This is a genomic window from Novispirillum itersonii (assembly GCF_014205675.1).
Classification (GTDB): Bacteria; Pseudomonadota; Alphaproteobacteria; order Rhodospirillales; family Rhodospirillaceae; genus Novispirillum; species Novispirillum itersonii_A.
The window spans coordinates 122,497-144,735 of the sequence record NZ_JACIIX010000012.1 but is presented as its reverse complement, the minus strand read 5'-3'; the positions used below and the strand labels follow the sequence as shown (position 1 = coordinate 144,735).

General features: G+C 67.6%; 21 protein-coding genes. 13 read left to right on the top strand and 8 right to left on the bottom strand.

The genetic code is table 11. The features are described 5' to 3' along the window. The first annotated feature begins 5 nt into the window (after positions 1-5). A complete protein-coding gene (glcF, locus tag FHS48_RS15390) occupies positions 6-1,340 on the top strand; it encodes a glycolate oxidase subunit GlcF (protein WP_184264625.1) in 1,335 nt (444 codons plus the stop codon). On the opposite strand, the gene FHS48_RS15385 is transcribed toward glcF, so the two are convergent. Further along, the gene (locus FHS48_RS15385) at positions 1,335-2,261 is read right to left on the bottom strand and encodes a LysR family transcriptional regulator (protein WP_184264623.1); all 927 of its coding nucleotides are present in this window, start codon (positions 2,259-2,261) and stop codon (positions 1,335-1,337) included. The two genes, glcF and FHS48_RS15385, sit on opposite strands and share 6 nt — an antisense overlap. 111 nt (positions 2,262-2,372) lie before the next feature. On the opposite strand from FHS48_RS15385, the gene FHS48_RS15380 reads away from it, so the two are divergent. From FHS48_RS15380 to FHS48_RS15355, 6 genes are all read left to right on the top strand, one after another. Then, positions 2,373-2,993 carry a hypothetical protein gene (locus tag FHS48_RS15380; protein ID WP_184264621.1) on the top strand — a complete coding sequence of 207 codons (621 nt, stop codon included), beginning with the start codon at positions 2,373-2,375 and terminating at the stop codon, positions 2,991-2,993. Positions 2,994-3,077: 84 nt separating this feature from the next. Then, the gene (locus FHS48_RS15375; RefSeq protein ID WP_184264619.1) at positions 3,078-4,253 is read left to right on the top strand and encodes a phosphoserine transaminase; all 1,176 of its coding nucleotides are present in this window, start codon (positions 3,078-3,080) and stop codon (positions 4,251-4,253) included. Between the two features lie 225 nt (positions 4,254-4,478). After that, positions 4,479-5,495, top strand: a complete 1,017-nt coding sequence (locus FHS48_RS15370; protein WP_184264617.1) for a 2-keto-3-deoxygluconate permease — start codon at positions 4,479-4,481, stop codon at positions 5,493-5,495. 2 nt (positions 5,496-5,497) lie between these two features. Next, entirely contained in the window at positions 5,498-6,745 is a 1,248-nt protein-coding gene (locus FHS48_RS15365; RefSeq protein ID WP_184264615.1) for a four-carbon acid sugar kinase family protein, read from the top strand. Between the two features lie 86 nt (positions 6,746-6,831). Next, positions 6,832-7,848 (top strand): 4-hydroxythreonine-4-phosphate dehydrogenase PdxA, encoded by a 1,017-nt coding sequence (gene pdxA, locus FHS48_RS15360; RefSeq protein ID WP_184264613.1) that lies wholly within the window; start codon positions 6,832-6,834, stop codon positions 7,846-7,848. A gap of 277 nt (positions 7,849-8,125) precedes the next feature. Continuing rightward, positions 8,126-8,893 carry a DeoR/GlpR family DNA-binding transcription regulator gene (locus tag FHS48_RS15355; RefSeq protein WP_184264611.1) on the top strand — a complete coding sequence of 256 codons (768 nt, stop codon included), beginning with the start codon at positions 8,126-8,128 and terminating at the stop codon, positions 8,891-8,893. Positions 8,894-8,896: 3 nt separating this feature from the next. On the opposite strand, the gene FHS48_RS15350 is transcribed toward FHS48_RS15355, so the two are convergent. Continuing rightward, positions 8,897-9,460 (bottom strand): TetR/AcrR family transcriptional regulator, encoded by a 564-nt coding sequence (locus FHS48_RS15350; RefSeq protein WP_184264609.1) that lies wholly within the window; start codon positions 9,458-9,460, stop codon positions 8,897-8,899. Next, on the bottom strand, positions 9,460-9,960 hold the full coding sequence (locus FHS48_RS15345; protein ID WP_184264607.1) for an HPP family protein: 501 nt from the start codon (positions 9,958-9,960) through the stop codon (positions 9,460-9,462). The genes FHS48_RS15350 and FHS48_RS15345 overlap by 1 nt, the downstream gene beginning before the upstream one ends. Positions 9,961-10,130: 170 nt before the next feature. On the opposite strand from FHS48_RS15345, the gene FHS48_RS15340 reads away from it, so the two are divergent. The 4 genes from FHS48_RS15340 (at position 10,131) to FHS48_RS15325 (ending at position 15,752) form a co-directional block, all read left to right on the top strand. Further along, complete coding sequence (locus tag FHS48_RS15340; RefSeq protein WP_260402512.1) at positions 10,131-10,628, top strand: MarR family winged helix-turn-helix transcriptional regulator; 498 nt, start codon at positions 10,131-10,133, stop codon at positions 10,626-10,628. Between the two features lie 33 nt (positions 10,629-10,661). Further along, complete coding sequence (locus tag FHS48_RS15335) at positions 10,662-11,738, top strand: HlyD family secretion protein (RefSeq protein ID WP_184264605.1); 1,077 nt, start codon at positions 10,662-10,664, stop codon at positions 11,736-11,738. Continuing rightward, on the top strand, positions 11,731-13,284 hold the full coding sequence (locus FHS48_RS15330) for a DHA2 family efflux MFS transporter permease subunit (protein WP_184264603.1): 1,554 nt from the start codon (positions 11,731-11,733) through the stop codon (positions 13,282-13,284). Before FHS48_RS15335 ends, FHS48_RS15330 begins: the two co-directional genes overlap by 8 nt. Before the next feature lie 377 nt (positions 13,285-13,661). Next, positions 13,662-15,752 (top strand): methyl-accepting chemotaxis protein, encoded by a 2,091-nt coding sequence (locus tag FHS48_RS15325; protein WP_184264601.1) that lies wholly within the window; start codon positions 13,662-13,664, stop codon positions 15,750-15,752. Positions 15,753-16,007: 255 nt separating this feature from the next. On the opposite strand, the gene FHS48_RS15320 is transcribed toward FHS48_RS15325, so the two are convergent. The 4 genes from FHS48_RS15320 to FHS48_RS15310 all read right to left on the bottom strand — a co-directional run bounded on the left by FHS48_RS15320 (position 16,008) and on the right by FHS48_RS15310 (position 18,741). Beyond that, positions 16,008-17,513, bottom strand: coding sequence for a class I adenylate-forming enzyme family protein (locus FHS48_RS15320; protein WP_184264599.1), 1,506 nt, complete (start codon positions 17,511-17,513; stop codon positions 16,008-16,010). Then, the gene (locus FHS48_RS20200; RefSeq protein WP_260402511.1) at positions 17,510-17,635 is read right to left on the bottom strand and encodes a hypothetical protein; all 126 of its coding nucleotides are present in this window, start codon (positions 17,633-17,635) and stop codon (positions 17,510-17,512) included. The genes FHS48_RS15320 and FHS48_RS20200 overlap by 4 nt, the downstream gene beginning before the upstream one ends. Before the next feature lie 129 nt (positions 17,636-17,764). Further along, positions 17,765-18,331, bottom strand: coding sequence for a LuxR C-terminal-related transcriptional regulator (locus FHS48_RS20500; RefSeq protein ID WP_184264597.1), 567 nt, complete (start codon positions 18,329-18,331; stop codon positions 17,765-17,767). 59 nt (positions 18,332-18,390) lie between these two features. Next, positions 18,391-18,741 carry an EamA family transporter gene (locus FHS48_RS15310; RefSeq protein ID WP_184264595.1) on the bottom strand — a complete coding sequence of 117 codons (351 nt, stop codon included), beginning with the start codon at positions 18,739-18,741 and terminating at the stop codon, positions 18,391-18,393. Between the two features lie 109 nt (positions 18,742-18,850). Between FHS48_RS15310 and FHS48_RS15305 the strand changes: the two genes are divergently transcribed. Further along, positions 18,851-20,086 carry a GTPase family protein gene (locus FHS48_RS15305; protein ID WP_184264593.1) on the top strand — a complete coding sequence of 412 codons (1,236 nt, stop codon included), beginning with the start codon at positions 18,851-18,853 and terminating at the stop codon, positions 20,084-20,086. On the opposite strand, the gene FHS48_RS15300 is transcribed toward FHS48_RS15305, so the two are convergent. Next, positions 20,028-21,233 carry an MFS transporter gene (locus tag FHS48_RS15300; RefSeq protein ID WP_184264591.1) on the bottom strand — a complete coding sequence of 402 codons (1,206 nt, stop codon included), beginning with the start codon at positions 21,231-21,233 and terminating at the stop codon, positions 20,028-20,030. The two genes, FHS48_RS15305 and FHS48_RS15300, sit on opposite strands and share 59 nt — an antisense overlap. Before the next feature lie 93 nt (positions 21,234-21,326). Here FHS48_RS15300 and FHS48_RS15295 point away from each other — a divergent pair, with 93 nt between their 5' ends. Next, positions 21,327-21,908 carry a MarR family winged helix-turn-helix transcriptional regulator gene (locus tag FHS48_RS15295; protein WP_184264590.1) on the top strand — a complete coding sequence of 194 codons (582 nt, stop codon included), beginning with the start codon at positions 21,327-21,329 and terminating at the stop codon, positions 21,906-21,908. The last annotated feature ends 331 nt before the right edge of the window (positions 21,909-22,239 follow it).

Genomic DNA, 22,239 nt, shown 5'->3' with positions numbered 1-22,239 from the left:
GCCCGATGCAGACCCATTTCACCGCCGACCGTCTGGCCGTCAGCGCCACCCTGCGGGACGCCGATGCGATCCTGCGCAAATGCGTCCACTGCGGGTTCTGTACCGCCACCTGCCCGACCTTCGTGCTGCGGGGGGATGAGCTGGACAGCCCGCGCGGCCGCATCTACCTGATCAAGTCGATGCTGGAACGCGATGCCCCGGCGACGGAAACCGAGGTCACCCATCTTGACCGCTGCCTGACCTGCCTGTCGTGTATGACCACCTGTCCGTCCGGGGTCGATTATGGCCATCTGGTGGAGATCGGGCGGGAGCATGTGGAACGGACCTACCGCCGCCCGCTGCCGGACCGCTGGATGCGCCGGGCGCTGGTGTGGCTGCTGCCGCATGGCGGACGGTTCCGGGCGGTGATGCGGCTGGCCGGGGCGGTGCGTCCGCTGGGGCTGGCGGTCAGCCGCCTGCTGCCGCTGGCCGTCCGCCGCCGAGCTGAGGCAGCGCTGCGGGCGGTGCCGCCGGTCCTGCCGCCGGTAACCTCCGGCAACCGCCCCGGGGTGTTCCCGGCAGACCCCGGCGCAGGCGACCGCCCGCGCCTGCGGGTCGGGCTGCATGTCGGCTGTGTGCAGCCGGTGCTGGCCCCGCAGATCAACGACGCCATCATCCGCCTGCTGACCCGGCTGGGCTGCGAGGTGGTGGTGACCGCCGGAGTCGGCTGCTGCGGGGCGGTGGCGCAGCACACCGGCGACAGCGGCGGCGGCCTGTCCGCCGCCCGGGCCAATGTGGCGGCGTGGGAGGCGGAGCGGCAGGCGCGGGGGCTGGAGGCCATCGTGGTCTCGGCCTCGGGCTGTGGCAGCATGGTCAAGGACTATGGGCACCTGCTGAAAGACGATCCGCAGCTGGCCGCGTCGGCGGCCGGTGTCGCCGCGCTGGCCTGTGACGTGACGGAGCTGGTGGCCCGGCTGCATGCGCTGATGCCGCTGCCGCCACCGGTGACGGACCTGTCCGGGCTGCGGGTGGCCTATCACGCCGCCTGTTCGCTGCAACACGGGCAAAAGCTGCGGGATCAGCCGAAGGCGGTGCTGGCACTGGCCGGGATCACGCCGCTGGAGCCACGGGATCCGCACCTGTGCTGCGGGTCGGCGGGAACCTACAGCCTGTTGCAGCCGGATCTGTCGCAGCAGCTTCAGGAGCGGAAAGTGGCAACGCTGGAGGCGTTGACGCCGCAGGTGATCACCGGCGGCAATATCGGCTGCCTGACCCATATCGGGGCCGTGGCCCCGGTGCCGGTGGTGCATACCGCCCAGCTTCTGGATTGGGCGTGGGGTGGGCCGCCGCCGCTGTCATGACGGGGAGAGCGGGGCGGATCCGTCGTCGGTCCGCATTCGGGTGGGCAGGGCATCCATAAGCCACTGGCCAGCCGGACCGGGCGGGCGGTCGCGGCGATGGCCGATGACGATCGGGATCACCGGCAGATGGTCCAGTCCGTCCCATTCCGTCGGAGTCAGGGCGATCAGACGGCCCTGTGTCAGATCGGCCTCCACCAGATGATCGGGCATGCCGCCCCAGCCCAGACCGGCCAGAATCATCTCCCGTTTGGCGGGCAGGTCATCCGCCTGCCAGAAATTCAGGGCCTGTACCGCATAGTTGCGGGGCAGCGGCCGCGCCCGGGCGGCGGTGACAATCTGGGGGTAGCGGCGCAGCAGATCCGCGGTCAGCGGGCCGGGGTGATGGCCCAGCGGGTGATCCGGGGTGGCCACCGCCACCATCTGTACGCTGCCACAGGCGCGGCGGCTGTAGTCCTCGCCCAGCGGGATGAATTCCGGGACCACGGCCAGATCGGCAAGGTCCGCATCCAGCCATTCGGTGCTTTGCATCGTCAGAGTGGTGACGCCGACCCGCACGGTGGGGAAGTGCTCCTGAAACGTGTGCAGTACCGCCAGTAACGGGGCCAGCGGGGCGAACTGGCTGACCGCCAGCCGTATCGCCGGTTCCACCCCCCGCGCCATTCCGGCGGCATGGCGCTGATACTCCGCGACGTTCTGAAGGATCTGCCGGGCCTGCGGCAGCAGCGACTGCCCGCCGGTGGTCAGGGCCGGGCGGTAGGTGCTGCGGTCAAACAGGACCACACCGGTCTGCTCTTCCAGCTTCTGAATGGTGTAGGTGACGGCGGACTGGGTGCGGTTCAGCTGCCGGGCCGCCGCCGCAAAGCTGCCGGTTTCAACGATGGCGACGAAGGCGCGGAACTGGTCGAAGGTGATTCCGGACATGATGATAAAATATTTCGAACGTGCTGTTGAAAACAATGAAATTTTATTTGGGTGTCTGCATCAGTAGCGTCAGCGGCAGGGAATGGGGGTTTCAGCCGGGAGTATCCTTATATGACTGAGACCGATCTGTTGGCCCTTGCGGTGCCGCTGGTACGGCAGGGAATGTTGTTTGTGCACCTGATTGTGTTCGCCTTTGCCTTTGTGCTGGTCATACAGGCCGATCTGGCGATGATCCGGGGTGGCTATTCCGCCGGGCAGCGGGATCTGCACCGCGATGCCCGGATGACGGCATGGCTGTTGCTGGCGCTGTGGGGCAGCGGGCTGGTGCTGGTCGGGCTGGGGTCCGGATTCGGGATGCAGGCCCTGGCCGGAAACCCCAAAGTGGCGGCCAAGCTGACCGTGGTGACGGTGCTGACCCTGAATGGCCTGCTGCTGCATGTGTTTGCCTTTCCGCGCATGGCGGGGATGGTGCCGCTGTCGCGGGCCGGGATCACACTGTGCGTGGTGCTGGGGGCGGTCAGCTCGGTGTCGTGGGTGGCCTCGGCGGCCATCGGTACGGCGCGGATTGTGGCCCCGCTGCTGCGCTATCACGATTATCTGGTGTTGTATGGTCTGGGGCTGGGGATCGGGCTGACGGTGGCGCTGACGGTGGTGCGGCCGCTGCTGGTCCGCCAGTGGGGGCAGCGGGTGTTGCGGGGGCACCGCGATGCGGTCTGTCCGCAGGGGGGCTGATGCGCTTCGGGCTTGGCGGCGGCGGGAGGGGCGTCTATGCTGCGCCTCCCTGTTTTGACTCCCTTGACGCGAGGTCGTCCGATCATGACCGCTGTGGTGCCTGCCAAGCCTGCCGTCCGCCCTGCCAACCCGAACTTCTCGTCGGGTCCGTGCGCCAAGCGCCCGGGCTGGACCCCGGATGCCCTGTCCGGGGCGCTGCTTGGCCGGTCTCACCGCGCCAAACCGGGCAAGGCCAAGCTGAAAGAGGTGATTGACCGCCACCGCGCCCTGCTGGGGATCCCCGAGGATTACCGCATCGGCATCGTTCCGGCTTCTGACACCGGGGCGATGGAAATGGTGCTTTGGAGCATGCTCGGCGCCCGGGGCGTTGATGTGCTGGCGTGGGAAACCTTCGGCAAGACCTGGGCCTCCGACATCCGCAAGGAACTGAAGCTGACCGACGTGCGGTATATGGATGCCGCTTACGGCCATCTGCCGGATCTGGCGGCGGCGGACTGGTCGCGCGATGTGGTGTTCACCTGGAATGGCACCACCTCCGGCGTGCGGGTGCCGGATGGCGACTGGATTGCCGATGATCGCGACGGGCTGGCGATCTGCGATGCCACCTCGGCGGTGTTTGCCATGGATCTGCCGTGGCAGAAGCTGGATGTGGTGACGTGGTCGTGGCAGAAGGTGCTGGGGGGCGAGGCCGCCCACGGCATGCTGGTGATCAGCCCGAAGGCGGCGGAGCGCCTGAAGACCTACAGCCCGGCGTGGCCGGTGCCGAAGATTTTCCGCATGACCAAGGGTGCGGAGCTGATCGAAGGCATCTGGGAAGGCGATACCATCAACACCCCGTCGATGCTGGCGGTGGAAGATGTGATCGACGCCCTGAAATGGGCGGAAGATATCGGCGGCACCAAGGCCCTGATCGCCAAGTCGGAAGCCTCGCTGGCGGTGGTGGCCGAGTGGGTGGCGCGGTCTGACTGGGCCTCGTTCCTGCCGGTGGTGGAAAACACCCGGTCCTGCACCTCGGTGTGCCTGACCATCACCGCCCCGTGGTTCACCGCCCTGTCGGCGGAAGCCCAGACCAAGGCCGCCAAGCGTCTGGTGGCGCTGCTGGATGCCGAAGGGGTCGGGTTTGATCTGGGCTCTTACCGCGATGCCCCTCCCGGCATCCGCATCTGGACCGGGGCGACGGTGGAGACCGCCGATGTCGCGGCGCTGCTGCCGTGGCTGGACTGGGCGGCGGCGACCGTGGCCGCCGAAGTGGCGGGATAATCCTTCCGGTATCTTCCCCGCCTGTGGGTGGAAGACCAGAGTACAGAAGCCGTCCGGGGATCCCGGGCGGCTTTTGCGCATTCTGCGCAGATCTGCGGATTCAATTTGCGCATAATAAGCAATTATGGTTTCATGATGACCATTGTGAGCAGTTTTGCAGGGCAATAAACCGATATTGCGATGCGAAACTTAAGAAAATTGCGCGTTGTGCGCAGGGAGGAAACAATGGTGCAGATTCCGATCAAGCGGGGCATGGAGCGGGTTCCCGGTGGCATGATGGTGGTGCCGCTGCTGCTGGGCGCGCTGATCACCACCTTTTTCCCGGGGACGCCGAAATTCTTCGGGTCGTTCACCGGGGCGCTGTTTTCCGGGTCGCTGACCATTCTGGCGGTGTTCTACGTCTGCATGGGCGCCAGCATTGATTTCAAGGCCACCCCCTACATCGTCAAAAAGGGCGGCACCCTGTTTGCGGTCAAGGTCGGGGTGGCGATTCTGCTGGGCGTGGTGTTCGGCAAGCTGCTGGGCGAAGGCCCGGTGGCGGCGGGGGCTTTCGCCGGGCTGTCGACGCTGGCGATCGTGGCGGCGATGAATGACACCAACGGCGGCCTGTATATGGCGCTGATGGGGCAGTATGGCCGCCCGCGTGATGTCGGGGCCTATACCATCATGTCACTGGAATCCGGCCCGTTCCTGACCATGGTCACGCTGGGGGTTGCCGGTCTGGCCGCCTTCCCGTGGCAGACGCTGGTCGGGGCGATCCTGCCGCTGGTGATCGGCATGATCCTTGGCAATCTGGACCGCGAGATGCGCGCCTTCCTGTCGAAGGCGATTCCGGTGCTGATTCCGTTCTTCGCCTTTGCTCTGGGCACCGGGCTTGACCTGTCGAAGGTCTGGCACGCCGGTCTGCTGGGCCTGCTGATGGGCGTGGGTGTGGTGATCGTCACCGGAATTCCGCTGTTCTTCGCTGACCGCCTGACCGGCGGCACCGGGGTTGCCGGTGTGGCGGCGGCCTCGACGGCGGGCAATGCGGCGGCGGTTCCGGCGATTGTGGCATCGGCCAATCCGGCCTATGCCGAGGCCGCTCCGGCGGCCACCGTGCTGGTTGCCGCCTGCGTGGTGGTGACGGCGGTGGCGGTGCCGGTGCTGACGGCGTGGACCGCCAAGACCTTCGGCCGCCCGGAAGGGGACGGCAGCGACGAAGAGGGCGCGGACGCCGCAGCCCCTGCGGTGAAGGGGCACTGAGGATGGCGACCCGCTGGCTTGTGCTTGCCGATGACCTGACCGGGGCGGCGGACTGTGCGATTGCCTTCGCGCAGCGCGGTGCCGGGGCGGTGGTCAGCTGGGGGCAGGACGGGGGCGGCACCGGGCCGGTGGTGTCCTATGATGCGGACAGCCGGGGCCTGACGGCCCCGGCGGCGGCGGACCGGCACCGGCAGGCCCTGTTACGCCTGCTGGGGCCGGACCGGATCCTGCTGAAGAAGATCGACTCCACCCTGCGCGGCCAGCCTGCGGCGGAAACCGCCGCGACGCTGGAGGTGCTGACGCAGGTGCGGGGCCGGGCCTTCGGGATTCTCGCCCCGGCCTTCCCGGCCACCGGACGCACCACCACCAACGGGCACGTGATGGTCAACGGCCGCCCACTGGAGGAGGCGGAGGTCTGGCGGCGCGATCACAGCTACGCCAGCGCCGGGCTGGTGGCAGTGATGGCGGAGGCCGGTGTGGCCGCCGCCGTGGTGCCGCTGGCGGTGATCCGGGGCAGCGGGGCGCTGCTGCGGGACACTTTGATGGATCTGGCCTCTGGCCCGGCCTCCGTGGCGGTCTGCGATGCCGAGACCGAAGACGATCTGCGCCGGATTGCCCGCGCCAGTCTGCCCGCCTCTCCGGGAACCTTTTTCATCGGCAGTGCCGGTCTGGCCCATGCGCTGGCGGCGGAAGCCGGGGATCCGGCGCAGGCCGATCCGGTGCCGCCGCTGGCCTCGGCCAATGGCACGCTGATGGTGGTGGGGTCTCTGGCGGCGGCCTCCCGCGCCGGGGTGCGCCGGCTGATCGCCGCCGGGGCGATGCACTTTGTGCCGGTGGAGCCTGACGCTCTCCTCGCCGGTCCGGACGGCGATGCCGCCCTGTGCCAGCAGGTGCAGAGCCAGCTGGCTGCCGGTCAGGATGTTCTGGTGGAACTCCAGATGCATGGCGAACCCGACCTGTCGCTGGGGCCGCAGTTGGCCCGGCGGCTGGCAGAGGCCCTGACTCCGGCGCTGCCGTCGGTCGGGGCGCTGGCCGCCACCGGAGGCGAAACCGCCTCGGCGCTGCTGGCGGCCTTCGGGGTGCGGGGCATCCGTCTGCTGGAAGAACTGGAACCCGGGGTGGCGCTGGGCCTGACCCTTGGCGGGGTTTCCCTGCCGCTGGTCACCAAGGCCGGAGCCTTCGGGGACGAGGACTGTCTGGGCCGGATTGCCGCCCGCCTGCGTGCCGTACGCCTTGGGGGCGGGGCCTGACGGCCCGGCCCTCCGTTCTGTTGCCCTGTCGTGACACAAAGCCGGATCCCGCTTTGGGGGATGGGGCTGTAAAAGGAAACCTGTCAATGAGTGCCATGACCCGTTCTGCCGTGCCAGCCCTGCCGACCATTGCCATCACCATGGGTGATCCCGCCGGGATCGGGCCGGAAATCATCATGAAGGCGCTGGCGCGGCCGGATGTGCATGCCCTGTGCAACCCGCTGGTGGTCGGCGATGCCGCCCGCCTGCGCCGGGCGGCGGCGATCACCGGCGTGACCCTGCCGGTGGTGGCGCTGGAAGATGCGACGGAGGCCCGCTTTCCGCAGAAGGCTGTGCAGTGCCTTGACCTGAAGGTGACGCCGGAGGATCTGCCGTTCGGGCAGGTCTCCGCCGCCGGGGGGGAAGCCGCCTACCGCTGCGTGGAAAAGGCGGCGGCGCTGGTGCTGTCCGGGGTGGTGCAGGCCATCTGTACCGCGCCGCTGAACAAGGAGGCCCTGCACGCCGCCGGGCATAAGTTCCCCGGCCATACCGAGCTGCTGGCCCATCTGACCGGCACCCCGGAAGTGTCGATGATGCTGACCTCGCCGAAGCTGCGGGTGATTCATGTCACCACCCACATCGGCCTGCTGGATGCGATTGAAAAGATCGAACCGGGTCTGGTCGAACGGGTCATCACCCGGGGCCATGATGTGCTGGTCAAGGCCGGAATTGCCAACCCGAAGATCGGCGTCTGTGCCATCAACCCGCACGCCGGGGAAAACGGCCTGTTCGGGCGCGGGGAAGAGGCGGTGAAGATCACCCCGGCGGTGGCGGCCTGCCGGGCCAAAGGCTGGGATGTGCACGGCCCGCTGCCGGCTGACACCCTGTTCTTCCTCGCCGGGCGCGGGGATTATGATCTGGTGGTGGCGATGTACCACGATCAGGGCCACGGCCCGATCAAGGTGCTGGGGCTGGAAGCCGGGGTCAATGTGACGGTCGGCCTGCCGGTGATCCGCACCTCGGTCGATCATGGCACCGCCTTTGACATCGCCGGAACCGGCGTGGCTGACGAACGCAGCCTGATCGAGGCGCTGCGGCAGGCGGTGGATCTGGCCCCGCGCTGACCGGCCCGCCGGGATGCTCCGGGATGCTGTTATGACGGAACCGGCGGGGGTGAGCGTCCCCCGCCGGTTTCTGCGTTATCCGCCCCAGGTGTCGGACGGGGACTGCCGGAAAAGGCGGAGTCAGCAGGATATCCGGAAGGGATGCCTTCTTTTCATTCCCCTTTTTTCCCGGATCGTCTAGAGAGGTTTCGGCAGCCCCGGATGCGGGGCCTGCGGCTGAGCCCGCGCCGGTCTCTGGAACGGTCGGGCATTTCACCGCACTTTTTGTGGAGGCAGCATGCGCAGCAGGCAGCGGCGGGCACTTCTTCTGGCAGCACTGGAAAGCGGCGAGGCCGATGTCGCCGGGCTGGCCCTGCGCTTTGGGGTGTCGCCCTCCACCGTGCGGCGCGACCTGCAACGCCTGTCGGAGGAAAATGCCGTCCGCCGCACCTATGGCGGGGCGATTCTGGCGGCTCCGGCGGCGGAAACCACCCTGACCGAACGCCAGACCGAGCAGGGCAGCCAGAAGCGGGCGATTGCCGCCGCTGCCCTGACCGGGGTGGAGGACGGGGAAACCCTGATCCTTGATGCCGGGTCCACCGTGCTGGCGCTGGGTCAGCTGCTGAAAGGCCGCCGTCTGCGGGTGGTCACCAACAACCTTGCCCTGCTGCCGGTGCTGGCGGCGGAGCCGGGGATTGAGGTGATCGTGCTGGGCGGGGCCCTGCGCGGCACCAGCATGGGCACGGTCGGCCCGCTGGCGATGGAGGCCTTGCGGCGGATCACCGCCGACCGGGTGTTCATGAGTGCCGATGGTGTTGTCGCCGGGCGCGGCCTGTGTGAGGCCAGTCTCGATCAGGTGGCGCTGAAAAGCCTGATGATGCAGCAGGCGCGGGAGGTGGTGGTGCTGGCCGATTCCACCAAACTTGGCCGGTCGGAGCAATCGGCATGGGCACCGTTGCCCGCCGTCTGGCATCTGGTCACCGATGCGCCGCTGACCGATTCCCGGGTGGCGGAACTGGCCGCCGCCGGAGCAGCCGTGACCGTCGCCACGGCGCCGGGCGACTGAGTCTCAGGGGGCGGCCAGCCGGGCCCGCAGGCGGTCCAGCTCCCGCACGAAACAGGCGGGGTCGTTCAGCGACCGTGCCAGCACCAGACCGCCCTGAATCCGCGACAGCATTTCTTCCGACAGGGCCGCTGCCTGATCCTCCGGCAGCGGCAGGCGGATCAGCGCGGCGGTCAGGGCCTGCTGCCAGCGCAGGAAATAGCCGCTGATGGCGGCGGCAAAGCGGTCCCGGGTGTCGGACAGGGCAAAGGCCCCGAGCAGGCAGATCCGCCCGCCGGACCAGAAGTAGCCCTGACAGGCATCCAGCATTGCCCCCACCGCCGCCGCCGCCGGGGTGTCGGTGGCGCGCAGCGGGGTGAAGACCTCGGCCTCGAACCAGTCATCAATCATCGCCAGAACTTTGGCCGCCATTTCGTCCTTACCGCCGGGGAAGGCATTGTAGAGGCTGCCTTTTCCCAGTCCGGTGGCGGCGGAGATCCGGGCCATGCTGGCCCCTTCAAAGCCGTGGTCACGGAACACGGCGGCAAGCTGCATCAGCAGGGCGGCGGGATCGTGGGCGCGCGGCGGCATCAGTCCCTCAGCGGATAGACGGTGACCGGCGGCAGGCGGTGGAACAGCATGGCCACCGCCACCAGCGTGATACTGCCGAGCAGGGTGGGGAACAGCAGGAAGCTCAGGCCCGGGGCGGTGGCCATCACCACCAGCGGGGTGGCCCCGGCGGGGGGGTGGGTGATGCGCAGGGCTGCCATGGCGGCAATCGCCAGACCGGCGGCAATGGCGATGCTCCACCACGTCACCGGCAGGACCGCCATCACCCCGAAGGCGATCGCGGCCGCCAGCATGTGCCCGAACACCACGTTGGCTGGCTGCGACAGCGGGCTGGTCGGGGCGCTGAACAGCAGCACGCAGGTGGCGCCGAACGGGGCCATCAGCCACGGGTTGCCGGTGGCCTGACTGAGGGCGGAAATGATCAGGATGGCGACGGCCCCACCGAGTCCGGCCTTCAGCACGGCATGGGGCTTCTGGCGCGGCTGGTGCCGGCGCAGCACAAAACGGACGTGATGGCGCATGGGGAGGACTTTCCGGGGAGGATGTTTTCTTGTACCGATTGGTACAACGCGAGGACGGGGCCGTCAAGCGGCAAGATCTGCAATTCCGGCATCCCCCTGTGCAGGGCCTGCATGGGTCCGGCCCTTGCCGGAAACTGAAAAGGGGTGCATATGATAAGGACCCTTATAATATGGATACGCATCAGATGCCGCAGGACCTGCGCCCCTCTCTTGGTTTTCTGCTGCACGAAGTGGCCCGGATGCTGCGGCGGCGCTTTGAGCAGAACGCCCGCGACCTTGGCCTGACCCGGGCCCAGTGTCAGGTTCTGGCCTATCTGTCGCGCTGTGAAGGCATCCATCAGGGCGGACTGGCGGAGTTGATCGACGTGGAGCCGATCACGCTGGTTCCGATCCTCGACCGGCTGGAAGGCCGGGGCCTGCTGGAACGGCGCAAAAGCCCGTCGGACCGCCGGGTGCGGGAACTGTACCTGACCGAGGCGGCGCGCCCGCTGCTGGCCTCCATTCTGTCGCTGGGCGAGATCACCCGCAACGAGGCGCTGGAGGGGCTCAGCCCTGACCAGCGTCAGCTTTTCGCCGAGACCCTGCTGCTGATGAAATCCAATCTGCTGGAAGCCTGCACCCGTCCCCCGGCGGTGCTGCCGGATCGCTCTGAAGACTCCCCTGCCTGACCCTCCCCCGAACAAACGCCGGACTCCCCCGTCATGACTGATTCTTCTGCCTCTGCCGCCGTCCTGCCCGCCCGTGGCGGCGTGGACCGTCTGCGCCTTGCCCTGTTCGCGGCGCTGCCGCTGGCCCTTGCCGCCGGAACCTATGTTTACGCCACCGGCGGGGCGGTGATGTCCACCGACAACGCCTATGTGCAGGCGGATATGGTGGCGGTGTCCACCGATGTGTCCGGTCTGGTGAAAAGCGTCGATGTGCAGGAAAACCAGCCGGTGGCTGCCGGGCAGGTGCTGTTCCGGCTGGATGACCTGCCGTTCCGGCTGGCGTTGCAGCGGGCGGACATGAAGATTGAAACGGCCCGCAATGATCTGCTGGCCGATCAGGCCAATTACCGCGATCTTCAGGCCCAGATCCAGCGGGCACAGGCCGATATTGCCTATTACGCCAACGAGCTGGAACGCAAGCGCCAGCTGGTCAACACCAACACCACGCCGCGTTCCGCCTTTGATGACGCCCGCCATGATGCGCAGACGGCGCAGCTGAAGCTGGCGTCGCTGATCCAGCAGGGCACGGCGATGGCGGCCCGGCTGGATGGCCGCCCCGGTGATGATGTGGAAACCTATCCCGCCTACCGCGATGCGGTTGCCGCCCGGGATGAGGCACAGCGGCAGCTCGACCATACCGTGGTGCGTGCCCCGATGGCCGGGGTGGTGACACGGGTGCCCTCGCTCCAAGTCGGGCAGGCGCTGCCCGCCGCGACTCCGGCTTTCAGTCTGGTGGCGACCGACCATGTGTGGATTGATGCCCAGCCGAAGGAAACCGAGCTGACCTGGGTACATGCCGGGCAGCCGGTGGCGGTGACGGTCGATACCTATCCCGGCACCGTCTGGCACGGCACGGTGGACAGCATCAGCCCGGCCTCCGGCGCCAGCCTGTCGCTGCTGCCGGCCCAGAATTCCAGTGGTAACTGGGTGAAGGTGGTGCAGCGGATTCCGGTGCGGGTGCGCATTGACACCTCGGCTGACCTGCCGCCGCTGCGGGTCGGCATGTCGGCGACGGTGGAAGTGGAAACCGGCCATGTGCGCGGCCTGCCGTTCGGTGGCGATCATGGCTGACGCGCCGGTCCCGGCGGGCGGGTTCCAGCCCGTGGCGCACCGGGGCATGATCACCGCCTGCGTGACGCTGGCGGTGATCATGCAGGCGCTGGACACTACCATTGCCAATGTGGCGCTGCCCTACATTCAGGGGGCGGTGGCGGCCAGTGCTGACCAGATCAACTGGGTGCTGACCTCTTACATCGTTGCAGCGGCGATCATGACCCCGCCGTCGGCCTTTCTGGCTCGGCGTTTTGGCCGCAAACGGGTGCTGATGGGGTCGGTGATCGGCTTCGTCATTGCCTCGGTGCTGTGCGGCATTGCCCAGTCCTTGCCGGAAATCGTCGGGTTCCGGCTGTTGCAGGGGCTGTGCGGGGCGGCGCTGGTGCCGCTGTCGCAATCCATTCTGCTGGACCTGTATTCGGCGCAGGAACGCGGCAAGGCGATGGCGCTGTTCGGGGTGTCGGTGATGGTCGGCCCGGTGCTGGGGCCGGTGATCGGCGGCTGGCTGACGGAAAACACCAGCTGGCGCTGGGTGTTTTACATCAACGTGCCGATCGGCATTCTGGCGGTGCTGGGCCTGTCGGCCTTCGTCAAGGAAACCGTCCGCGATGCCTCGGCCCGGCTGGACTGGGTCGGCTTCGGGCTGTTGAGCGTGACCATCGGGGCGTTGCAGATGTTTCTCGACCGGGGCCAGCAGCTGGACTGGTTTTCTTCCCTCGAAATTCAGGCGGAAGCGCTGCTGACGGCGGTGGCGGCCTATCTGTTTCTGGTCCATACCGCCACGGCGCGGCGGTCCTTTGTCGATCCGTCGCTGTTCCGCGACCGCAACTTTGTCGTCGGGCTGATCTTCATCTTCACCATCGGCATTACCTATCTGGCATCGCTGGCGCTGATGACGCCGTATCTGGAATCGCTGATGGGCTATCCGGTTGTCACCGCCGGGCTGGTGATGGGGCCGCGCGGGCTGGGCACCATGGTGTTCATGTTCGTGGTCGGGCGGCTGATCGGCAAGGTCGATACCCGGCTGCTGCTGGCCACCGGCATGGCGATGACGGCGTGGGCGATGTATGCGATGTCCGGCTGGACTCCGGATGTGTCCGCCGAGACCATCGTCTGGGTCGGTTTCGTGCAGGGGGCCGGGCTGGGGTTCCTGTTCGTGCCGATGTCGGCGGTGACCTTTGCCACCCTGCCGCTGCACAGGCGGGCGGAAGGGACCGGACTGTATAACCTGTCGCGCAATATCGGCTCGGCGGTGGGGATCTCGGTGATGGCGGCGCTGCTGACCAGCAATACGCAGGTCAATCATGCCGAGCTGGCCGCCCACCTGACCCCGTTCAACCGCATTCTGGAACAGCCGGTGTTTGCCCGTGCCTTCAACCCGGCAACGGCGGCGGGGCAGGCGGCACTGGACGGGCTGGTGACGCATCAGGCGGTGATCATTGCCTACGTTGATGATTTTCTGCTGCTGATGGTGCTGTCCCTGATCACCATTCCGCTGGTGCTGCTGCTGCGCAGCCCGAAGCAGGCGGCAGGGCCGAAGCCGGAGCCGGTGGTTGCCGACTGATCCCGCAGAGGTGCGGGGCGGAACTGCCGGAACAGCAGGCGTTGACTAAGACGTCTACAGATCAGTGCTTCTGAAATAGAACGGAGATTATTTTCTTCTGATATTTTTACCATCCGTCATGGAGAAATTTTGAAAGTTAGTTCATGTAATAATTCTAAATAAGAGAATTGATAAAATATTGTCTAAAATTATTTCCTGCTTGCCGGTCCATTCTGCCTCTGGGTTAAATGAACGGGAAGAAACCGGATCAGGTTGCGGGGGTTTCCCTCCCTCCTGATCCGCTTTTCCTCTGCCGGGGGCAGGCATGGGGCACCGCTTCCCGGTCATGAAGACTCAAGAAATAATGCTGCAATGCAGCGCAGGGGGGAGTAACCGGTGTGCAGGACTCAGCTGTTCTTTTCCGCCATCAGGCAGCGCCGCTGCTGACCCGGGTTTCCGTCGGCAGCAGGCTGCTGTTTCTGTCGATGCTGCCGTTTCTGGTCATTCTGTGGCTGGGGGGCAGCAAGGTTGCCGGTGATCTGGCCCTGCGCAGTGACCTGCGGCATGTGGCGGCGCTGACGACCAAGGCCCCGCTCCTTGGGGCCGGGGTTCATGCCCTGCAACTGGAGCGCGGGGTAAGCGTCGGCTTCCTGAATGCCGGAGGAACGGCGCAGGCCGAAGCCCTGAAGGCGGCGCGGGCGGAGACCGACAGGGTCCTTTCCGGGGTGGGTCAGGCCCTGTCGGAGATTGCCCCGCAGGAGTACGGTACCGGTTTCGAGCAGACATTCCGCGCGGTCCGGCAAGGGGTGGATCATCTGACGGCCCTGCGGACGGAGGTTGACCGCCTGAGCCGGACAGGGGGCGAGGCGGCAAAAGCCTACACCGGTATGACGGCCGGGATGATCCAGCTGATCGAGGACATGGCCCTGATCGGCAATGATGCCGCCGTGGTACGGGGCATTCTGGCCTATTCCAGTCTGCTGCGGGTGAAGGAGCGGTCCGGCCTGCAACGGGCGATCGGGGCGGTGGCCTTCACCAACGGCCGCTTCGAGGCCCCGGCTTATCTGGCGTTCTCCGATCATGTGTCGCGTGAGGATGCGTATCTGCATCTGTTCGCGGAATACGCAACCCCGGAGGAGCGGGATTTTCTGGCGGCAGCCTTAAGCGCGCCGGGGCTGGAAAAGACTGCTTCCCTGCGGGAGGAGGCCCTGAGCAGCCCGTTCACCGGCACCCTTCAGGGGGCGACCGGCAGCGGGTGGTTTGACCTGATGACCGCGCGGATCGGTCAGCTGAAGAAAGCAGAGGATCATATGGCCGCCGGGCTGATCGGCCAGATCACCGCCAAGGTGGAGGCCGTTGAACGCGAACTGCTGCTGACCGGGGCCGGTCTGGGCGTGGTGGCGGTGATGGTCATTGGCCTTGCGGCGGCAATCGCCCGCAGCATCGTCCTGCCGGTGCGGGCGATCACCGGGGCGGTGCAGGATCTGGCCGCCGGACGTCTGGAAATCGGGATCCCGGCTCTGGCGGCGAAAGACGAGATCGGGATGGTGGCGCGGGCGTCAGAACAGCTGCGTCAGAGCCTGATCCGTGCCCATGCGCTGGAGGAACAGGAAAAAGCCGCGCAGGCCCGCCGGATTGAGCGGGCGCAGGCGCTGGAAGCCCTGGCCGGAGCCTTTGATCAGGAGGTGTCGGTGACGCTGACGGCGGTGAAGGAGGCCTGCGGTCAGCTGACCGGGACCGCCCGGGGCATGACGGTGCAGGTGGAACAGGCCAGCACCCGGGCCGCTGCCGTCGCTGCCGCCACCGAGGAAGCCACCAGCGCGGTGCAGACGGTGGCCTCGGCCAGCGAGGAGCTGAGTGCCTCCATCCGTGAGATCAGCCGTCAGGTGATCGGGGCCAGCGATGTGGCCAGCCTGACGGCGGAGGAAGCCGAGCGGACCACCGGCGTGGTGCGGGACCTGTCGGCGACGGCGGCGCGGATCGGCGATGTGGTCAGCCTGATCAATGACATTGCCAGCCAGACCAACCTGCTGGCCCTGAATGCCACCATCGAGGCGGCGCGGGCCGGGGATCTCGGCAAGGGCTTTGCCGTGGTGGCCAACGAGGTGAAAAATCTGGCAACCCAGACCGGGCGCGCGACTGAGGAAATCGGCCGCCAGATTGCCAGTGTGCAGATGCAGACCACGGCTGCGGTCGGTGCCATTGCCGGTATCGTCCAGCGCATCGGCGAAATCAGCGAAATCTCAACGGCGATTGCCTCGGCGGTGAAGCAGCAGACGGCGGCGACGCTGGAGATTTCGGAAAACGTCAATGCCGCCGCCCGGGGCACCGACATGGTCGCCTCCAGCATTGCCGGGGTCAGCACGGTGGCGGAGGAGACCAAAACCGCCTCGGTGCAGGTGCTGGAGGCGGTTGGCATGCTGTCCGATCAGGCGGTCGGCCTGACCGGGGCGGTGCAGGTGTTCCTGACCCGGATCAAAACGGTCTGAGACTCCGGATGTCCCGAGGGGGTGAACGGAATGGCAGGGCTCTGCCCTGCACCCGGAAGGAGGCGCGGCCTCCTTCACCTCGATAGGATTTTCTCAGGAAAAGTCAGAAAAGCAGGGATCCAAGGGCTAATGGCCCCAAAAAACGGGATCCAAGGGCCAATGGCCCTTGGTGGGTGTGGGCAAAGCCCATTTGCCTTGCGATGTCGGCAAGGCCGACGGGGGTTGACTGTCGGCAAAGCCGATGCGGCCGGCGGGCTACACCCAATCCCGCAGGGCGGTCTTCAACACTTTCCCGTAGTTGTTTTTCGGCAGGGCATCGACGAAGCGGTAGTCCTTGGGGCGCTTGAAGCGGGCGATGTTGTCAAGGCACAGGGCGTCCAGTTCCTGCGGCGGGGCGGTGCCGACGACGAAGGCGATGACGGTTTCGCCCCACTCCGGGTCGGGGCGGCCGATGACGGAGACCTCCTGCACCAGCGGGTGGCGCAGCAGCACTTCCTCGACCTCACGCGGGTAGATGTTGGACCCGCCGGAGATGATGACGTCTTTGGAGCGGTCTTTCAGGGTCAGGAAGCCATCGGTATCGAGGCTGCCGACATCGCCGGTCCACAGCCAGCCATCGCGGATGGTCCTGGCGGTGGCCTCGGGGGCGTTCCAGTATCCGGCCATCACCACATCGCCGCGCACCACCACATCGCCGGTTTCGCCGGGGGGCAGAAACCGCCCGTCCGGGGCGCAGACCGCCACTTCGACCAGCGACTGGGCAAAGCCGACGGAGGCCATGCGCTCCGCCCGGCGCGGGTGGCTGCGGTCGGCCAGCACCCGGCGCGGCAGGGCGGTGATGGTCATCGGGCATTCGCCCTGCCCGTAGATCTGCACGAAGCGGTCCCCCATCACGGTGACCGCCTGTTCCAGATCGGCGGTATACATCGGCCCGCCGCCATAGACGATGGTCTTGAAGCCCGACGGATCGGCCCCGGTGGCGGCGATGTGATCGACCAGCCGCCTGACCATGGTCGGGGCGGCGAACATCGACAGCCGCCCGACAGACTGCGACAGGGCGCACAGCTCCGCCGGATCAAACCCGCCTGACGCCGGGATGACATGGCGGGCCGCCGCCAGAACGTGGGCAAAGGCATACAGCCCGGCCCCGTGCGACATCGGCGCGGCGTAGACGATGGCATCGGCCGGATCTACGCTATCCACGTCACTGAAATAGCACGAGGTCATGCCCATCAGATTGCGGTGGGTCATCATCACCCCTTTCGGGGTGCCGGTGGTGCCGGAGGTATAGAACAGCCATGCGGTGTCCGCGCCGTCGCGATGGTGCAGCGGCAGCGGCGGGGCAGAGAACAGGGCGTCCCACGCCGGGGTGGCGGTGACGATTGTATGGTGCGGGCCGGAGACCGGACCGGCGGCCAGATCCGGCGTCAGCATCAGTACGGCGGCCCCGGAGTTTTCCAGCACATAGGCCAGCTCCCGCAGGTGCAGCTTGGCGTTGACCGGCACCACGGTCAGCCCGGCCCACAGCACACCGAACAGGGCCTCCAGATACTCCGGGCTGTTGGTCATGAACAGGGCGACGCGGTCGCCGGTGATCAACCCGTAGCCGCCGTGTTCCACCGGGGCGCGCAGGGTTGCGGCCAGCCGGGCAGACCGGTCGGCCCAACGGCCATAGGTGGCGACGGCAACGGTGCCGGAGAAAAGGGCCGGAGCTTCCGGGCTGTGGGCGGCGGTGCGGGCCAGCAGGGCGGCGATGTTCATGGCGCGGCACCCCCGGCATCGGGTTGCATGTCGCCGGGGGCGGATGGGGTCAGCGGGGCAGGGCGGGCCGTGTCCGCTGTGCCGGGACGGCTGTGGGCCCGGCCCATAAGGGCAGCGGTCATGGTGTATCCTCCCGTGGTCCTGTTTTTCTGTTGGCTTCAGGCTACCGTCGGGGAAACTGCGGCTCCAGTCGTAGGGATACGCTATCGTAGTTGTACGGTGTTTTTCGGGGGCTCAGCGGATGTGGGGAGTTACACCGCCCCGATCAGCCGGGCGATCATTTCCGGGGCGGAGGCGACGCCCAGTTTACCCATCAGGCGGGCGCGGTGGGCTTCCACCGTGCGCGGGCTGATGTTCAGGTGTTTGGCAATCTGCTTGCTGCTCTGGCCGGTCACCAGAAACTGCGCCACCTCCCGCTCCCGCCGGGTCAGGTCAAGGTTGGCCGGGCGGCGGGCGGAAATATCTTCGAACATCCACACCGCGCAGGCAAACGGGCTGCTTTGGTCCAGCGACCGCCCGGCGACGTGGCACCAGAACATCCGGCCATCGGCATGGCGCATGATGCGTTCGTCGGTGTAGTGCCCGGTTTCCAGCATCGCCTGATAGCCGCGTGCCCCGACATTCTCAAATTCCTGCTGTGACGGATACAGGATCGCCATGCTCTCGCCGTCCAGCCGTTCGACGCTGTAGCCGAACATGGCGGCAAAGGCTTCGTTACAGCGCTGGATCACCCGGTGCTGCGACACACACAGGCCGACCGGGGCCAGATCGAAGGCCAGCGTCAGCGTATCGAAGGGCAGGGCGGTGGGGTCGGTCATCGTTGGGTCCGCAGGGGGAAAAGGATCATCATCGTAGCGGAATCTGGCCGGGAAGGCACTCAGCCTGCGGTGATCACCACAATCCCCCCGGCGATCAGCGCCGCCCCCAGCAGGTAGCGCGGCGACAGGGTGTCACCAAAAGCCACCACGCTGAACACCGGCACCAGCAGGAAGGCCAGCGCCATGAACGGATAGGCCTTCGGCAGCGGCACCGTCCGCAGCACATGCACCCACATCACCGTGGTGCTGAGGAACAGGGCAATGCCGCAGCCCAGCAGCAGCAGGGCCTTGGGGTCGCGGCCCGATCCGGCGGCCTCCATCATCAGGCCGACCTGCCGGAACAGCACCTGTCCGCCGGACATCAGGGTGACAATCAGCAGGATCAGGCCAAGGGTGGGCAGCGGCAGCATGGCGGGCGGTCCTTCCGGCAGCGGGAGAGGGGGCGGGCGACTCTAACCGCTGGAAAGCGGTGGGGGAATTGCTTATCTGGAAGGAACCGTTGACGGAGAAAGGCACACCATGATCTGGGACCGGCTGAAGGAAACCCTGTCCGGACAGGGTATGGACTGGTGGGACCGGCTGACGGCGGCGGTGCTGGCCCCGGAGCCGGAGGTTGCCGCGTCCTCCGGGGAGAGGGCGCCGCCGGTGGTGTGGCTGCTGGGCCGCACCGGATCGGGTAAGACCTCGCTGATTGCCGCGCTGACCGGGGACAGCCGGGCGCAGGTGGGGGACGGCATCCGCCCCTGCACCCGGGCTTCGGTGGTCTATGACTGGCCGCCGCAGGCCCCGTTGCTGCGGTTTCTGGATACCCGGGGGCTGGGCGAGGCGGGGTATGACCCGGCGGAGGATCTGGCACTGGCCCGCGATCAGGCGCATGTGCTGCTGGTGGTGGCCAAGGTCAATGACCCCAAGCAGGCGGCGGTGCTGGCGGTGCTGAAGGAGATCCGGGCCGACCGCCGCCGCCGCCAGTGGCCGCTGGTGGTGGCCCAGACCGGCCTGCACACCCTGTATCCGCGTGGGGCTGATCATCCGGCGGAATACCCCTATGATCCGGTGAGCGGCGAGGCGGATGCCAGCGTGCCGGACCCGCTGCGGCTGGCCCTGCGGGAGCAGCGGGCACTGTTCTCCGGTCTGCCCGGCCCGGCCCCGCACTTTGTGCCGGTGGATTTTACCCTGCCGGAAGACGGGTTCTCCGATCCGGTGTTCGGGCTGGAGGCCCTGCATCAGGCGCTGTGTGATGCCGGGATCGGCCACTGTCTGCGGCAGGAGCAGGCCGCCGCCGCCGATGACAGTGCCGCCATCACCGCCGCCGCCGCGCCGCTGATCCGGGGCTATGCCCTCAGCGCCGCCGCCGCCGGGGCGGTGCCGGTGCCCTATCTGGGGGTGGGTGGATTGGTCAGTACGGCGGCGCTGCTGCTGCGGGCGCTGGCCGGGCGCTTTGGCGAGGACTGGACCCGGTCCCGGCTGGCGGAGTTCGGGGCGGCGCTGGGCACCGCCACCCTGTTGGGCATCGGTGCCGGATATGGCGCGCGGGAGGCCGCCAAGCTGATTCCGGTGGCCGGGACCGTGGTGGCCGGGGCGCTGAACGCGCTGGCCGCCGGGGCGGTGGTCTATGCGCTGGGGCAGGCGGCCTGCGTCTACCTCTCCGCCCGCCGTGAGGGCCGGGCGGTGGACGAGGCCGCCGTGCGGGCTGCCTTTACGCAGGCTTACGAAGAGGCAAAGCGGATGATGCGGGAGAAAACCGCAGCGCCATGACCAGCAGCACCACGGTGGCGGCGATCATCACCGTCCACGCATGGGTCAGGCTGGCGGCGGCCTCGCGGATCACCCCGGCCAGCACCGGCATGATGCTGGCGATGATGTAACCGCCGCCCTGCACAAAGCCCATCAGGCTGCCCGCCTGCTGCGGGGTGTGGGCGTGGTCCAGCGTGACAATCAGCGACAGCGGGAACAGCGCGCCGATCCCCAGCCCGGCCAGCAGCACCGCAGGCACCGCCAGCGCCGGGGCGAAGGCCAGAAGCCCCAGTCCGGCCAGCATCAGCCCCAGCACCGTCAGCAGCAGCGGGCGGCGGTCGGGAAAGCGCCCGATGATGGCAGACACCACCAGTCCGGCGGCAACCTCGGTCAGCGTCATGCCGCCCAACAGCAGGCCGCTGTCCGCCGCTGACCAGCCCATGGCGGTGTAGTAGGGCGGCAGCCACGCCAATACCAGCGTGTAGCCCCCGGTGCCAATGCCGAAGAAAGCCATCAGCAGCCACGCCCGGCCACTGTGCAGGGGCAGCGGCATGCGCGGCGCGGCCCGGCGTTCGGGTGCTGTGGGGTCCTGCGGGCGCACCGCCAGCCACAGCAGCAGGGCGACAGCAGCGGGCAGGGACCACAGTGCCAGCGTCGCGGTCCAGCCGAGCGTTGCCCCCAGCGGCGCGGCGGAGGCTGCGGCAAGGGCCGCCCCGCCCATGATGCCGGTGGTATACAGGCCCATCAGGGTTCCGGCGCGGTCGGGGAACCGCCCCTTGATCACGGCGGGCAGCAGCGCCTGCACCAGCGCGATCCCCAGCCCGGCGAGGGCGGCGGTTAGGATCAGGCCCAGCCCGCTCTGCGGGGTCTGCCCCAGCCCGCCGCGCAGGGCGCAGGCCCCGGCAATGACGGTGATACCAAGGGCAACGCCCCGGCTGGTGCCGGTCAGGCGGTGCAGGGTGGCTCCGGCCAGTGCCCCGATGCCCATCGCCAGCACCGGCAGAGTGGTCAGCAGTCCGGCGGCGCTGTCGCCCAGTCCGGTTGCCTGTTGCAGGGTATCCAGCAGCGGGCCGACAGCGGCCAGCACCGGGCGCAGGTTCAGGCCGAGCAGGATGATGGCCGCCATCAGCAGCAGATCAGCCCGGCGGGGGGCGGGAGGGGAGGTCATGATCGGGGGGAGCCTTGAAGGGGAGGCAAAAGGGGTTGCCCTCTTATCTCGATCAAAAGTATCTTTACGTCAAGATATCTTCGGAGGCCCGATATGACTGACACCCCAGCGCCGGAGCGGACGGAAATCATCATCACCCGGCCTGCCGCCGTCACCGATCCCGCCCCGCTGCCGGACCGCGCCGCCCGGGCCGTTGCCCAGTGGGCGCAGGAACGGCCGGAGCTTGATGCCTCCTCGATGCTGCCGCTGGGCCGGATGTCGGAGCTGCTTCACCGCATCCGCACCTTCCGGCTGGAGCCGGTCTATGGCGAACATGGCCTCAACCGGGGGGAGTTTGATGTGCTGGCCACCCTGCGCCGCTCCGGTGTGCCGCATGCCCTGACCCCGACGGCGCTGTATGGGGCGCTGATGGTGTCGTCGGGCGGCATGACCAACCGCATTGACCGGCTGGAACGGCTGGGGCTGGTGGAACGCCGCCCCCACCCACACGACCGGCGCGGCACCCTCGTCGGCCTGACCGCCGCCGGTCTGGCCCTGATCGACCGTCTGGTTGACCGCCACGTCGCCGTGCAGCGCGCCGTCCTCTCCCCCCTGACGGCGGAGGAACAGGATCAGCTTTCGATACTGCTCGGCAAGTTGCTGGCTGGGCTGGAGGAAGCGCCGTCCTCCCGTTAAATGGGGCTGAACGGAATAGCAGGGCTCTGCCCGATGCCCCGGAGGGGCTTAACAGAATAGCAGGGCTCTGCCCTGCACCCGGAAGGAGGCCTGGCCTCCTTCACCTTGTTTTTTCAAGAGGGGGCGGGTCGCCTGCGGCTCTTTTCCTATGCTGTTCTGAGCAAAGGGGAGGTCAAGGAGGCTGTGCCTCCTTGCGGGCCAGCGGGCAGAGCCCGTAGATTTTTACGTTTGCTGGCGAAGCCAGCGGGCAGAGCCCGCAGGTTTTTACGTTTGCTGGCGGAGCCATCGGGAGATTCTCCCTTGGACATTCCCTTGACTCTCCGGTGATGGC

Excerpts from the sequence above, each read along its gene's own strand:
- glcF (WP_184264625.1), top strand. The coding sequence starts at position 6 with ATGCAGACCCATTTCACCGCCGACCGTCTGGCCGTCAGCGCCACCCTG.
- FHS48_RS15385 (WP_184264623.1), bottom strand. The coding sequence starts at position 2,261 with ATGTCCGGAATCACCTTCGACCAGTTCCGCGCCTTCGTCGCCATCGTT.
- FHS48_RS15380 (WP_184264621.1), top strand. The coding sequence starts at position 2,373 with ATGACTGAGACCGATCTGTTGGCCCTTGCGGTGCCGCTGGTACGGCAG.
- FHS48_RS15375 (WP_184264619.1), top strand. The coding sequence starts at position 3,078 with ATGACCGCTGTGGTGCCTGCCAAGCCTGCCGTCCGCCCTGCCAACCCG.
- FHS48_RS15370 (WP_184264617.1), top strand. The coding sequence starts at position 4,479 with ATGGTGCAGATTCCGATCAAGCGGGGCATGGAGCGGGTTCCCGGTGGC.
- FHS48_RS15365 (WP_184264615.1), top strand. The coding sequence starts at position 5,498 with ATGGCGACCCGCTGGCTTGTGCTTGCCGATGACCTGACCGGGGCGGCG.
- pdxA (WP_184264613.1), top strand. The coding sequence starts at position 6,832 with ATGAGTGCCATGACCCGTTCTGCCGTGCCAGCCCTGCCGACCATTGCC.
- FHS48_RS15355 (WP_184264611.1), top strand. The coding sequence starts at position 8,126 with ATGCGCAGCAGGCAGCGGCGGGCACTTCTTCTGGCAGCACTGGAAAGC.
- FHS48_RS15350 (WP_184264609.1), bottom strand. The coding sequence starts at position 9,460 with ATGCCGCCGCGCGCCCACGATCCCGCCGCCCTGCTGATGCAGCTTGCC.
- FHS48_RS15345 (WP_184264607.1), bottom strand. The coding sequence starts at position 9,960 with ATGCGCCATCACGTCCGTTTTGTGCTGCGCCGGCACCAGCCGCGCCAG.
- FHS48_RS15340 (WP_260402512.1), top strand. The coding sequence starts at position 10,131 with ATGGATACGCATCAGATGCCGCAGGACCTGCGCCCCTCTCTTGGTTTT.
- FHS48_RS15335 (WP_184264605.1), top strand. The coding sequence starts at position 10,662 with ATGACTGATTCTTCTGCCTCTGCCGCCGTCCTGCCCGCCCGTGGCGGC.
- FHS48_RS15330 (WP_184264603.1), top strand. The coding sequence starts at position 11,731 with ATGGCTGACGCGCCGGTCCCGGCGGGCGGGTTCCAGCCCGTGGCGCAC.
- FHS48_RS15320 (WP_184264599.1), bottom strand. The coding sequence starts at position 17,513 with ATGAACATCGCCGCCCTGCTGGCCCGCACCGCCGCCCACAGCCCGGAA.
- FHS48_RS20200 (WP_260402511.1), bottom strand. The coding sequence starts at position 17,635 with ATGACCGCTGCCCTTATGGGCCGGGCCCACAGCCGTCCCGGCACAGCG.
- FHS48_RS20500 (WP_184264597.1), bottom strand. The coding sequence starts at position 18,331 with ATGACCGACCCCACCGCCCTGCCCTTCGATACGCTGACGCTGGCCTTC.
- FHS48_RS15310 (WP_184264595.1), bottom strand. The coding sequence starts at position 18,741 with ATGCTGCCGCTGCCCACCCTTGGCCTGATCCTGCTGATTGTCACCCTG.
- FHS48_RS15305 (WP_184264593.1), top strand. The coding sequence starts at position 18,851 with ATGATCTGGGACCGGCTGAAGGAAACCCTGTCCGGACAGGGTATGGAC.
- FHS48_RS15300 (WP_184264591.1), bottom strand. The coding sequence starts at position 21,233 with ATGACCTCCCCTCCCGCCCCCCGCCGGGCTGATCTGCTGCTGATGGCG.
- FHS48_RS15295 (WP_184264590.1), top strand. The coding sequence starts at position 21,327 with ATGACTGACACCCCAGCGCCGGAGCGGACGGAAATCATCATCACCCGG.